We start from the raw sequence: 12,591 nt of genomic DNA, 5'->3' as shown, positions 1-12,591 counted from the left end.
GGGTCTTGCCTGCCGCCCCCCGCGCGATCCGACGCGGGGGGCGTTCCGTCCTCAGCCCTTGGCCTTGGTGATTTCCTGCTGGAGGTCCGGCACGACCTGGAACAGGTCGCCGACCAGGCCGTAATCGGCGACCTGGAAGATCGGCGCCTCCTCGTCCTTGTTGATGGCGACGATGACCTTCGAGTCCTTCATGCCGGCGAGGTGCTGGATCGCCCCCGAGATGCCGACCGCGACGTAGAGGTCAGGCGCCACGACCTTGCCGGTCTGGCCGACCTGCCAGTCGTTCGGGGCGTAGCCCGCGTCCACCGCCGCGCGCGAGGCGCCGACCGCGGCGCCGAGCGAGTCGGCCAGGGGCTCGATCAGCTCCTTGAACTTGTCGGCCGAGCCGAGCGAGCGACCGCCCGACACGATGATGCGGGCGCCGGCGAGTTCCGGACGGTCGGACTTGGCGATCTCCTCGCCCTTGAACGACGACTTGGTCTCCGGCGCCGCAGCCGCAGCGGCCGCCTCGACGGGAGCGGCGGCGCCGCCCTCGGGGGTGGCCTGGAAGGCGGCGGTGCGAACCGTGATCACCCGCTTGGCGTCGGTCGCCTGCACGGTCTGGATCGCGTTGCCGGCGTAGATCGGCCGTTCGAAGGTGTCCGGGCCGACCACCTTGATGATGTCGGAGACCTGGGCGACGTCGAGGAGGGCGGCGACGCGCGGCAGCACGTTCTTGCCCTCGGTCGAGGCGGCGGCGATCACGGTGTCGTAGGAGGCGGCGAGCTCGGCGACGAGCGCGGCGGTCGGCTCGGCGAGCAGGTGGTCGAAGGCGGCGTCCGCGGCCACCAGCACCTTCTCGACCCCGTCGAGCTTGGCGGCGGCTTCCGCCGCCCCTTGCGCGTCGGCGCCGACCACGAGGGCGTGGACCGGGGCGCCGAGCTGCTTGGCGGCGGTGAGGGCCTTGGTGCTGGCGTCCTTCACGGCGCCGCCGGCATGCTCGACCAGCAGGAGAGTCGTCATGGCGTATCGTTCCTTCCGGTTGAGGGAGGCTCGGGCGTCCTCAGAGGACCCCGGCCTCGACCTTCAGCTTGTTGACGAGTTCGGCGGCGCTGGCGACCTTGACGCCGGCCTTGCGGCCGCCCGGCTCGACGGTCTTGAGCACCTTGAGCCGCGGGCTGACGTCGACGCCGAGCGCCTCCGGCTCCACGGTGTCGAGGGGCTTCTTCTTCGCCTTCATGATGTTGGGGAGCGACGCGTAGCGCGGCTCGTTGAGGCGCAGGTCGGTCGTGACGATCGCCGGCAGCTTGAGGTTCAGGGTCTGGAGGCCGCCGTCGATCTCGCGGGTCACGTCGAGGCTGCCCTCGGCGACCTCGAGCTTGAACGCGAAGGTGCCCTGCGGCCAGCCCAGCAGCGCGGCGAGCATCTGGCCGGTCTGGTTCGAATCGTCGTCGATCGCCTGCTTGCCGAGGATGACCAGATCCGGGCTCTCCTTCTCCACCAGCGCCTTGAGGAGCTTGGCGACGGCGAGCGGCTCGACGGCGGCGTCGGTCTTGACCAGGATGCCGCGGTCGGCGCCCATGGCGAGCGCGGTGCGGATCGTCTCCTGAGCGGCCTGCGGGCCGATGGAGACGGCGACGATCTCGGTGGCCTTGCCCTTCTCCTTGAGGCGGATCGCCTCCTCGACGGCGATCTCGTCGAAGGGATTCATCGACATCTTGACGTTGGCGAGCTCGACGCCCGAACCGTCCGGCTTGACCCGGATCTTGACGTTGTAGTCGACCACCCGCTTGACGGGCACCAGGACCTTCATGATCGTCGCATCCTTCAGGATGAAGGGGCGATCGTGGTCGGGCCCTCCCATGGCCGGCCCGCGATCATCCCCGATTGAGCAAGGTGGCGCGGACCGTAGCGGCCGATTTTCTGAATTGTCAACGCGCGTCGGGGACCCGCCACCCCCCGTCGGATGCGGGTCTCGCGCGCGGGTTTTCAGGTGCGGTTTGTCAGGTGCGGGTTTTTCCCGGCACCCACAGCACGTCGGCCGCCCCGCCGTCGTTGGCGACCCGGGCGGCGACGAACAGGAAGTCCGACAGGCGGTTCAGGTACTGGATCGCCACCGGCGAGACGGTCTCGCCCGGGGTCCCGGCGAGCGCCACCGCCAGGCGCTCGGCCCGGCGGCAGACCGTGCGAGCGAGGTGGAGCGCGGCCGCCGCCGGCGAGCCGCCGGGCAGCACGAAGGAGCGCAAGGGGGAGAGCGCGGCATTCAGCGCGTCGATCTCGCGCTCGACGCGCTCGACCTGGGCGGCGACGATCCGCAGCGGCTCGTAGGGCAGGGGCTCGCCCGTCTCGGGCGTGGCGAGGTCGGCGCCGAGATCGAACAGGTCGTTCTGCATCCGGCCCAGCATCGCGTCGAGGTCGCCCGTGGTGTGCAGGCGGGCAAGGCCAAGGCAGGCATTGGTCTCGTCGACGGTGCCGTAGGTCTCGACGCGCAGATCCGCCTTCGAGCGGCGTTCGCCGCTGGCGAGCGCGGTGGTGCCGGAATCGCCGGTACGGGTGTAGATGCGGTTGAGGACGACCACGACGCGCTCCCTGGAGCCGGGCTTTCGTGCGGCGGGCGCACTCGGCCCTGCCGAGTCCGGCCGGGATGTTCTAGCGGCCCGCCGCCGGACCGCCAGCCCCCGGCCGCCGGAACGCGCTCAGAACGTGTCCGCGATCTTGCCGCCGAAATCGGTCAGGCCGCGGTTCGTGACGCACAATCAGCCGCCGCGCCACCACAGCACGCCCATGATGACCAGGATGGCGACGAACTGGAGCACCACCCGCAGGCGCATCAGGCGCTGCGAGACGTTGGCGCTGCCGCCGCGCAGCATGTTGGCGAGGCCGAACAGCAGCACCACGGCGACCGCGAGGCAGGCGATGAGGACGAGGGTGTTGCCGGACATTCCGTAGGCTCGCGAGGTGGAACGGCCTGATAGGGCGGATCGGGTCCCGACGGGAGGGGCTCTTGCGCCGCAGGAGCGCGGCCGGGCGGAGCACGCGGCACGCCCTCGATCGCAGCGTCCGGCTCCGCACTGGCCTTGTTAAATCAGTATTCACAAGTCGATGTCAGTCATCACGGAATTGCACCGATGCCCTGGTCAGTCTCCGTTTGCCGTTCCGGTGTTGCGCGAATGCGATAGACGGGTGCAGGCCGGCGTGCTTCTGTGCAGCGGTCGGGCGGCTCATTGCGGGATCTGGCGCGAATGCGTCGGGACCGGGGGCGGCCCGGACCAATTCCCTGGTGAACAGTTCCGGCCGCCGCGCGCCCGGACCCATGCAAATCGATGATTGAGGTTCCTCTCGTGAAGTCCTACCTGCTCGCAGCCACGAGCCTGCTCGCGCTGTCGGGTGGCGCGCACGCCGCCGACCTGCCCCGCCGCGCCGCGCCGCCGCCGGTCTTCGCCGCACCGCCGGCCTTCACCTGGACGGGCTTCTACGCCGGCGTGAACGCCGGCGGCGCCGTCGGGGGCGATTTCCGCGCCGCGACGACCGCGCCGCGCCCGGCGGTCCTGCCGCCGTCCCGGGCCGAGGTCTCGGCCGCCGGCTTCGTGGCGGGCGGCACCGTCGGCTACAACTACCAGTTCACGCCGAACAACGGCTTCGTCGTCGGCGTCGAGGCTGATGCGGGCTACTCGGACATCCACAACGAGTTCCGCGCCGCGGCCGGCGCCACCGGCAGCGCCAGCGGCGGCCTGAAGACCGACACCTACTTCGTCACCGTCCGCGGCCGCGTCGGCTATGCCTGGGGCCCGCTCCTCGCCTACGTCACCGGCGGCTGGGCCTTCACCGAGATCGGTGCCCGCGGCAGCGTCGCGGCGCCGGGCCTCGTCGCGCCGACCTCGTTCAACGCCTCGATCCCGGTCGATGGCTACACCGTCGGCGCCGGCCTCGAATACATGATCATGCCGAACCTCTCGGTGAAGGGCGAGTACCTGTACTCCGACTTCGAGCGCGACATCCGCTTCCGTGCCCTCGGAACCCAGTTCGGCGTCCGCACCGGCCTCGACACCCACCAGCTCAAGGTCGGCATCAACTACCACTTCAATCTGTTCAACTGAGCGGCGGCGCCCGGCGGTCGGGCGCCCCGCGTCGACGAATGCAGAACGGCGCGGTCCCGGTCAGGGCCGCGCCGTTCTGCTGCCGGGATCCGGGCGTCAGTTCCGCCGCAGCAGCCGCTCGAAGTAGTCCAGCTCCTCCGCCGGCCGGCTCGGGTCGCCGAGCTTGCGCCGCAGCTCCTCCAGGATGCGCCGGGCCCGCTCGACGCCGGATTCCTCGGCGGTCGGCACCCGCACGCGGCCGTCGGAGAAGTCGCGGTTGCGGGTCGGGCGACCGAGCGGGTCGTTGTCGCGGGCGCCCTGGCGGCCGGGCTGGTTGGGGTTGCCCTGGCCCTGCTGCCCGTCGGCCGCCTGCTGGCCGTCGCCGTCCTGGCCCATCTGCTGCATCTGCTGGGCCATGCCCTGCGCGCCGCGCTGCAACCCTTCGAGGGCGCGGCCCTGCGCGTCGACGGCGGAGCCGTCCTGGCCCTGGCCGAGCGCGTTCTCGGCCTCGCGCATCGCCTGCTCGGCGTCGGACAGGCCCTGCTCGCCCTGCATGCCGAGCTCCTTCATCCGCCGCTGAAGGTCCTCCAGGCGCTGGCGCAGGGCCTGCTGGCGGTCGCCGACACCGCCCTGCTTGTCGCCCCCCTGCTGGCCGCGCTGGCCGGGCTGCTGGCCGTCCTGCCCCGGCTGAGGCTCGCCGCCGCGCTGCCCCTGCTGACCGCGCTGACCCGGCTGGCGCTGGCCCTGCTGGCCCGGCTGCTGCGGCTGGCTGCGATTGCCGAAGCGGCGCTCCTGGCCCTGGCGGAAGGTCTCGTCGCGAAGCCCCTGCTGCTCGCGCGCCATCGCCTCCAGGTCCTGCATCTGGCGGTTCATCTCGCGGGCCGTCGGATCCGACATGCGCGAGTTCGGCTGCGCCGTCTGCAGGTTCTCCAGGATGCCGCGGAGCTGGTCGAGCAGGCGCTGGGCCTCGGCCACGTCGCCGCGCTTCATCGCGTCCTGCATCTGGTCGAGCATCTTGGCGAGATCGTCCGGCGTCACCGTGCGGTCGGCCTGCTGGTTCTGCTGGCCGGGATTCTGCGGGTTCTGCTGCTGGCGCTGAGCGAATTCCTTCAGGAAACGGTCCATCGCCTGGCGCAGCTCGTCGGTGAGCTTGGCGATCTCCTGGTCGGAGGCGCCGCGGTCGAGGGCGTCCTTGAGCCGGTCCTGGGCGGCGCGCAACGCCTTCTCGGCGTCCGAGAGGTCGCCCTCCTCGATCTGGAGCGCCATGGTCCAGAGGAGGTCGGCGACCTCCGTCAGGGCCTCGTCGGTCTTCGCCGCGCGCAGGCGGCGGGACGCCTCCTGGAGGCCGAGGAAGACGCCCCATTGCGGCGTGAACCGCTCCGGCGCGATCAGCAGCGCGTCGAGCGAGGTCTCGACCCGGGCGCGGCTCCCGTCCGGATCGAGGACGAGGCGGCGGCGCTCCTCGGCGAGCGAGCGCGCCAGCGGCTTGGTGAAGAACCGGCCCGGCAGGGTGAAGGCGAGGGGGGCAGAGCGCCCCTCCTGGCCGGCCTCGTCCTTGGCCACCAGGGTCAGCAGCACCTTGGCGCCGGCCCAGGGGTTGTCGGTGAGGTCGATCAGGGTGCGGGTGTCGCTGGTCCCCTGCGCGTCCGCCGGCAGGCTCAGGGTGAGGCGCGGCGGTGGCACCAGGCTGCGCGCCTTCGCCTGCGGCTCGACGAGTCCTTCCGCCGAGGCGAGGCCGTAATCGTCCTTGGCCCGGTAGGCGAGGGTGAAGGTGCCGCGCCCGTTGGCCTCCGGCTGGCCCGCGAAGGCGATCTCCGGCGGCCGGTCGGGGATGGTCTCGATCGTGAGGCGGTGGGTGCTGGCGAACCCCGTCTGCACCGCGACCTCGGCGGTGCCGCCGGTGAGGGTGAAGCGCTCCTCGCGCAGGTCGGGCCGGGCCGGGGCGGTGGCGGGCAGGGCCTTCAGGCCGGCACCCGGCGTCACGGTCGCGTCGGAGGCGCCGGCGATGCGCACCACCAGCGTCGAGTTCACCGGCGCCCGCAGGCGCTGGCCGGCCTCCGCCAGGGTGACGATGAGGGGGGGTGTGCGGGTGTAGAGCGGCGGGTCGATCCAGCCGTCGACCCGGAACGAGGGCGCGGCCGCGGCCGGCCCGCGCCAGTCGAAGGCGGCGCGCAGGCGGTCGCCGGCCTCCGGCCCGGCCACGAAGGCGCCGGCCACCGCGGCGAGGATCGCGCCCGCGCGCAGGGCGAAGGGATCGCGCCGCGCCATCCCGGGCCGGGGGCCGGAGACCTTCAGGCGGGCGAGCGTCGCGGCGGCGCGCCGGCGGTGGAGCGCCCAGAGCGCCTGCGTGCCGGGATCGTCCTGCCCGAGTGCGAGGGTGTCCTCGAGGGTGCGGGCCGGGCGGTGGGACAGGCCGGCATCGCGGTCGATCCGCGCCAGCGCCTGATGCCGCCCGATTCCGCGCAGGCGCACCAGCGGCAGCAGCGCGACGAGGAGGGCGAGGCTAAACAGCGCCACCCCCGCCATGCGCAAGGTCGGTCCGGCATCGAGCCACAGCCCGAGCCACGACGCGGCGAGGAAGGCCAGCACCACCGCGAGGCCGCGCCACAGGATCGGCCAGGCCTGCTCCCACAGCGTCACCCGCCCGGCGCGGACCACCAGCCGGTCGAGCCCGGCGCGCACCGGATCGGCCCGGCCCTCGGGGGCGGGGTCGCGCTGCGCGGTGTCCGGCTCGGCCTTGCTCATGCCCTGCTCCCGCTGGTCCCGTCCGCGGACGGGCGAAGGCGGCAGGCTAGCATGCCGGTCCCGACGGGCCAGCGGGTCAAATCGGCTCAGGCCGACAGGTCCTTGCGCGGGCGCCCGGTTTCGGGAGCGTGCGGCACGCCCCCGTCCTGCCGCATCGCCGCCTCGCGCAGGGGCTGCACGGCGTGGCGGGCCTGGGCCAGGGTCGCGTGGTGCTCGGCGGCGACGCGGAACGCGCGCTCGACCACGGCCTCGGCACGGGCGAGAAGATTGCCTTGGGGCGTCATCACGTCTGCTCCTCGCGGATCACATGCCGGCACGTTAGGCCGCGAGGACTGGCCGTCCGGTTCGGAAATTCCGTCGCATTTTAACGATCGCGCGTCGGACGGCGCGGGAGGCCGCTCCCGCTCAGGATGGAGCCCGTGTAGGACGCGATCGCCGCGACGTCCTCGGAGCTGAGGGAGGCGATGATGCCGCGAGTCGGACCCGGCTTGACGGTAGCCGCTGCCTCCGAAGGCACGGCGGGAGCCTCCGAGATATCGCTTCGCCCCGGGGCCTGAGCCTGTGCTCGTCTCGGATCGTCCATGGCAATCACAATCGCTTGCGGCAATAGAAGGGATAGCCCTTGCGGCTCACCGGCTCGAACGTAAACCTCTCGACGTAGAGGTCAACGAGGCGCTGGTTCGACGGCTCTCTGGCCCAGATCTCCGATCGATTCGTCAGCCGAGCGTAGCAGGCCGCAGCTTCGATGATGGCGATGAGGACAAGACCGCTGGCGGGATTGTCTCCACGCGGATCACCCTCGACACCTTCCAGAACGACGGCCGTTTTGTTCGGGACACCGAGCGCCAGTCCGACCAGGCGATCGCCACCGGTCCAGACCGCGCAGTGAAACAACTCCTTGTGGCGCCGCCGCCGGTCCGTCCAGATCGACGGCCAGTCCCAACCGCCTTCTGGTGGTCGTCGCGTCGATACGGGTCGCCACTGCAGCTCCCAGGCCGACAAGGTGACACCGGTGATCGGCTCGACGACAGACTCCGGCGGCAAGATTGCCGCCAGATTATCGGTCGCATCAGCCTCTGCTGTCGCAAGAAGCGCCGCATACCGTTTGGATGCCTCGTGACGATCCATGGTCACGGGTGGCCATGGTCGTGCGGGACGGTGCCGCTGGACCGCATGCATTCGTTCCGAGGCGGCTTCAGCCTGCTGGATCGGCCAGCCACCCGGGCATCCGGTCGAGCCCGATCAATTCCTCATAGCTCTGCCGCGGCCGGATCACCGCGTGGTCGGGCCCCCGCACCAGCACCTCGGGCACCAGGGGCCGAGTGTTGTAGGTGCAGGCCTGCACGGCGCCGTAGGCGCCCGCCGACATCACGGCGATCAGGTCGCCGGGCTTGACCTCCGGCATCTCGCGGGCGAGCGCCAGGTAGTCGCCGCTCTCGCAGACCGGGCCGACCACGTCGGCGGTGAGGCGGCCGGCCTCGGGCTTCGGCTCGGCCACCGGGCGCAGGGCGTGGTAGGCCTCGTAGAGGGTCGGGCGGATCAGGTCGTTCATCGCCGCGTCGACGATCACGAAGGTGCGGCCCTCGCCGTGCTTGACGTAGAGCACCCGCGTGACCAGCACCCCGGCATTGCCGGCGATCATCCGGCCGATCTCGAAGACCGGCTTCAGGCCGAGCGGCCGGAAATGCGGCCGCAGCACCGCCGCGAAGGCCGCCGGGTCCGGCGGGGGCGCGTTGTCGTCGCGGTAGGGGATGCCGAGCCCGCCGCCGAAATCGACGTGGTGCAGCCTGTGCCCCGCCGCCATCAGGTCGCGGGCGAGCCCGCAGAGCAGGGCGGCGGCGTTGTCGTAGGGTGCGAGATCGGTGATCTGGCTGCCGATATGCATGTCGACACCGACGAGCGACAGGCCGGCCAAGCGGGCCGCCCGATCGTAGACCTCGCGGGCGCGCGAGATCGGGATGCCGAACTTGTTCTCGGACTTGCCCGTGGAGATCTTGGCGTGGGTGCGGGCATCGACGTCCGGGTTGACCCGGATCGAGACCGGCGCCGTCGCGCCCTTGGCGGCGGCCACCCGCGACAGCTGCTCCAGCTCGGGCTCGCTCTCGACGTTGAAGCACAGGATGCCGGCGTCGAGGGCCGCCGCCATCTCGCCCTTGGTCTTGCCGACGCCGGAGAACACGATCCGCTCGCCCGGCACGCCGGCGGCGAGCGCCCGGCGCAGCTCGCCCTCCGAGACGATGTCCATGCCGGCGCCCAGCCGCGCCAGGGTGGCGAGCACCGCCTGGTTCGAGTTCGCTTTCATGGCGTAGCAGACCAGCGCGTCGTCGCCGGCAAAGGCCTCGGCGAAGACCCGGTAGTGCCGCTCCAGGGTGGCGGAGGCGTAGCAGTAGAACGGGGTGCCGACCGCGCCCGCGAGCCGTGCCAGGTCGACGTCCTCGGCGTGGAGCACGCCGTCGCGATAGGTGAAGTGGTGCATGGAGGTTGACCGGGGTTCGGGCGCTGCCGCGCCTGACGCGGGCGCGTGAGACGCGCCCTCTACACGAAACCGGTCGGCCTTTGCACCCTCCAAGCAGACTTGTGTCGGCAGGCTAACGCGTCGTCCGCTCAGGGTCTTGTTGTGCCGCAGATTTTTGGCGCCGAACCGGCAACCGCTTCGGCGAAATCTGCTTCAGGCCCGATCAGAGCAGCGGGTCGAGGGGGAAGGGCTCCTTGGGGATCACGTAGCCCTTGCGGCGGCGCGACGACGACTCCGTCGGGGCCGGGATCCCGGTCGGCGCGGCGACGGCGGTGGAGGGCAGCTCGTCCTCCGGGTCCGGGGCGGAGGCGCCCGCCGAGAGCCCGACGCCGGCGGGAAGGGTGTTGACCGCGGCCGCCCCGGTCTTCGGCCGGGTCCCGCCTGCTTGGCTGGTCACTTGGCTGGTCGCTTGGCTAATCCCTTGGCCGCCCGCCTGCGGCTGGGCGGTCGCCGCCGCGGGCGGCGGCTCGAGCGGGCCGCGCCGGCCGCAGGCGGCGGCCGAGAGGGCGATCAGGCCGAGGAGGACGAGGGTACGGGAACGGAACACGGGCGGGATCCGGGAAACGCGAAGCGTGGCCGCGGCACCATAGCGGTCCGCACCCCGCGAGGCGAGCCCGGGTCTCGCGGCCTTTCCGGCGCGATTGCGCGGCATTCGAGCGTGGCCGTTAAGGCGGCGTTGGAAGCGGCCCGCGAGAGTGCGTCGTCGTCGGGCGACCCCGCCGATGCCCCGGCGACACACCGCCCGCTAAGGCGGCGGCGGAGGATCGGTGCGGCGATCGTTTCGCTCGCCAATCCGCTAACGAACAGTTAAGCTTTTGGCCGATCGCCGCGTCGGCTTCCGTCGCGTTTGTGAGTGTCCCGTGAGCCTTTCGACGGTGCGGCTGCACCAGCTCCTCGTCGCCGCGGCTTTCCTGGTGCCGTGCGTCGTCCTGGTGGGCGCGGCGTGGTGGAACCGGGCCGAGGTCCTGCGGGAAGAGGACAGCGCCGTGGTGCGCACCGCGGCGGTGATGCACGAGCACGCCTCGAAGGTGTTCGACACCGCCGAACTGGCGATGGACCGGGTCGACGACTACGTCTTCGACCGCAGCTGGAGCCAGATCGCCGCGCCCGCCACCGGCGGTTTCCTGGCGAGCCTGAAGGCGCCGCTCGCCCAGGCCCGGGCGGTGTGGGTGGTCGATCCGCAGGGCAAGATCGAGGCGTCGAGCCGCGAGGCCGATCTCGGCCGCGACCTCGCCGCCCGGGACGTTTTCTCGGTCCACCGCCCGCGCGACATCGGGATCTACGTCAGCCCCGCCGTGCGGGATGCCGACGGCACCACCGCCTTCATGGTCAGCCGCCGGCGCTCGACCGACGACGGGCGGTTCGACGGCGTGATCGTGATCGCGCTCGGCACCGAATACTTCGCCCGCTTCTACGCCGAGATCGCCGCGCCCACCGACCACCGGGCGATGCTGCTGCGCGCCGACGGCGCCATCCTGGTGCGCGAGCCGCCCGGCCCCGACGTCGACGAGCGCCTCGCCCCCGCCGATCCGCTGCTGCGGGCGATCCGCGCCCGCCCCCAAGGGGGTGCCGCCACCGGCACCCCGCCGGGCGAGGCCGAGCGGCTCTACGCCTGGCGCCGCATCGGCGATTATCCGGTCGAGGTCGCCTTCTCGGTCGAGACCGTGATCGCCCTCGACCGCTGGTACGACAACCTGCGGATCTACGGCCTCGTCGCCACCGTCTCGGCCCTGACCCTGGTGCTGATGGCCTGGCTGGCGCTCGCCCGGGCGCGGGCCGAGCAGCAGGCGCTGGCCGACCTCAAGCGCGAGCACGCCCAGCGGCTCTCCGCCGAGAACCAGCTGCGCCAGTCGCAGAAGATGGAGGCGGTCGGCCAGTTGACGGGGGGCATCGCCCACGACTTCAACAACCTGCTCGCCGTCATCACCGGCTCGCTGGAGCTGGTGCAGCGGCGCATCGCCCGGGGCGACACCGATGTCGGCCGCTTCATCGCCGGCGCCCTCGACGGCACCGACCGGGCGGCGAAGCTCACCCACCGGCTTCTCGCCTTCGCCCGCCAGCAGCCCCTGGAGCCGCGCCCGACCGATCCGAACCGCCTCGTCGGCGGCATGATCGACCTCCTGCGGCGAACCCTCGGCGAGACGGTGCGGGTCGAGACCCGGCTGATGCCCGATCCGCCGGCGATCTTCGTCGACCAGAACCAGCTCGAGAACGCGATCCTCAACCTCGCGGTCAATGCCCGCGACGCGATGCCTGGCGGCGGGCGGCTCTCGCTCGAGACGGCGCACGGCGCCCTCGACGACGGCACCCGGGCCGTGTCCGTGACGGTGCGCGACACCGGCACCGGCATGCCGGCCGACGTGGTCGCCCGCGCCTTCGAGCCGTTCTTCACCACGAAGCCGCAAGGGAGGGGCACGGGCCTCGGCCTGAGCCAGGTCTACGGCTTCGTCACCCAGTCGGGCGGGCGCGTGCGCATCGACAGCCAGCCGGGGCAGGGCACGGCGATCGAGCTGACCCTGCCGGTGAGCGCCGACGGGGTGCCGGCCGAGACCGCCGGCCGGTCGCTCCTCGCGACGGCGGTGCCGGGCCGGGCGCGGCAGACGGTGCTGGTGGTGGAGGACGACGCCGCGGTGCGGCTCGCGAGCGCCGAGACCATCGGGGAACTCGGCTACCGCACCGTGACGGCGCCGGACGGGGCGGCGGCGCTCGCCGTCCTCGACAGCGAGCGGGACGTGGCGGTGCTGTTCACCGACGTGGTGATGCCCGGCCTCGACGGGCCGACGCTGGCGGCCGAGGCGCGGCGGCGCCGGCCCGACCTGAAGGTGATCTTCGCCACCGGGCATCCGCGGGACGACGACCAGGAGGGCCCTCGGCCGGGCCCCGGCGAGACGGTCCTGCGCAAGCCCTTCACCATCGAGGCCCTGGCCGAGGCCCTGGAGGCCGCCAGCCCGGCCGAGGCCTCGGCGTGAGCCGAGCCCCGGACGAACTGCCTACTTGTGGGTCTGCTCGTAGTAGTCGATCGCCCTCTTACAGTTGACCGAGATCTTCTTCATGTTCTTCTCGAAGCACTTATCGACCTCGGGGCTGTCCGGCGGCAGGTTGCCGCAATAGGTCATGTAGTCGCCGGTGCAGTACTTCTTCAGGTTGGGGTCGTCCCGTTGGGCTAGGGCCGGTCCGGCGAGCACCATCAGGCTGCCGGCAGTCAGGAGAGCGAGCGACATCGGCCTGAGCATCATGTCTGTCGAAGCCTTGCAGAGCGTGGGAAGTGGCAGCCAC

Annotated in this window: 12 protein-coding genes; 2 read left to right on the top strand and 10 right to left on the bottom strand. The window is 72.0% G+C overall.

Translation table 11 applies throughout. From position 1 onward, the window contains the following. Positions 1 to 51: 51 nt before the first annotated feature. The 4 genes from ACS5PV_RS20790 to ACS5PV_RS20775 form a co-directional block, all read right to left on the bottom strand. Complete coding sequence (locus tag ACS5PV_RS20790) at positions 52 to 1,002, bottom strand: electron transfer flavoprotein subunit alpha/FixB family protein (protein WP_455397242.1); 951 nt, start codon at positions 1,000 to 1,002, stop codon at positions 52 to 54. Between the two features lie 40 nt (positions 1,003 to 1,042). After that, a complete protein-coding gene (locus ACS5PV_RS20785) occupies positions 1,043 to 1,792 on the bottom strand; it encodes an electron transfer flavoprotein subunit beta/FixA family protein (protein ID WP_455397241.1) in 750 nt (249 codons plus the stop codon). A 190-nt stretch (positions 1,793 to 1,982) separates the two neighbouring features. After that, positions 1,983 to 2,558 carry a cob(I)yrinic acid a,c-diamide adenosyltransferase gene (locus tag ACS5PV_RS20780; RefSeq protein ID WP_455397240.1) on the bottom strand — a complete coding sequence of 192 codons (576 nt, stop codon included), beginning with the start codon at positions 2,556 to 2,558 and terminating at the stop codon, positions 1,983 to 1,985. Positions 2,559 to 2,735: 177 nt separating this feature from the next. Further along, positions 2,736 to 2,921, bottom strand: coding sequence for a twin transmembrane helix small protein (locus tag ACS5PV_RS20775; RefSeq protein ID WP_355291584.1), 186 nt, complete (start codon positions 2,919 to 2,921; stop codon positions 2,736 to 2,738). A gap of 381 nt (positions 2,922 to 3,302) precedes the next feature. Between ACS5PV_RS20775 and ACS5PV_RS20770 the strand changes: the two genes are divergently transcribed. Next, positions 3,303 to 4,076: an outer membrane protein gene (locus tag ACS5PV_RS20770; RefSeq protein ID WP_455397239.1), complete on the top strand. Its 774-nt coding sequence runs from the start codon at positions 3,303 to 3,305 to the stop codon at positions 4,074 to 4,076. A gap of 96 nt (positions 4,077 to 4,172) precedes the next feature. On the opposite strand, the gene ACS5PV_RS20765 is transcribed toward ACS5PV_RS20770, so the two are convergent. The 5 genes from ACS5PV_RS20765 to lptM form a co-directional block, all read right to left on the bottom strand. Then, on the bottom strand, positions 4,173 to 6,800 hold the full coding sequence (locus ACS5PV_RS20765) for a TIGR02302 family protein (protein WP_455397238.1): 2,628 nt from the start codon (positions 6,798 to 6,800) through the stop codon (positions 4,173 to 4,175). An 86-nt stretch (positions 6,801 to 6,886) separates the two neighbouring features. Beyond that, positions 6,887 to 7,084, bottom strand: a complete 198-nt coding sequence (locus tag ACS5PV_RS20760; RefSeq protein WP_455397237.1) for a hypothetical protein — start codon at positions 7,082 to 7,084, stop codon at positions 6,887 to 6,889. A gap of 304 nt (positions 7,085 to 7,388) precedes the next feature. Beyond that, positions 7,389 to 7,934, bottom strand: a complete 546-nt coding sequence (locus tag ACS5PV_RS20755) for a hypothetical protein (protein WP_455397236.1) — start codon at positions 7,932 to 7,934, stop codon at positions 7,389 to 7,391. A 61-nt stretch (positions 7,935 to 7,995) separates the two neighbouring features. Then, entirely contained in the window at positions 7,996 to 9,276 is a 1,281-nt protein-coding gene (gene lysA / locus ACS5PV_RS20750) for a diaminopimelate decarboxylase (RefSeq protein WP_455397235.1), read from the bottom strand. A 202-nt stretch (positions 9,277 to 9,478) separates the two neighbouring features. Beyond that, positions 9,479 to 9,862 carry an LPS translocon maturation chaperone LptM gene (gene lptM, locus ACS5PV_RS20745; protein ID WP_455397234.1) on the bottom strand — a complete coding sequence of 128 codons (384 nt, stop codon included), beginning with the start codon at positions 9,860 to 9,862 and terminating at the stop codon, positions 9,479 to 9,481. Between the two features lie 313 nt (positions 9,863 to 10,175). On the opposite strand from lptM, the gene ACS5PV_RS20740 reads away from it, so the two are divergent. Beyond that, a complete protein-coding gene (locus ACS5PV_RS20740) occupies positions 10,176 to 12,284 on the top strand; it encodes an ATP-binding protein (protein WP_455397233.1) in 2,109 nt (702 codons plus the stop codon). Positions 12,285 to 12,305: 21 nt separating this feature from the next. Here the strand turns inward: ACS5PV_RS20740 and ACS5PV_RS20735 are convergent, their stop codons facing one another. Then, the gene (locus tag ACS5PV_RS20735; RefSeq protein ID WP_455397232.1) at positions 12,306 to 12,551 is read right to left on the bottom strand and encodes a 3',5'-cyclic-nucleotide phosphodiesterase; all 246 of its coding nucleotides are present in this window, start codon (positions 12,549 to 12,551) and stop codon (positions 12,306 to 12,308) included. Positions 12,552 to 12,591: the final 40 nt, after the last annotated feature.

It is taken from the genome of Methylobacterium sp. Gmos1 (genome assembly GCF_053764715.1).
This window is presented reverse-complemented; position numbering and strand designations above follow the sequence as displayed.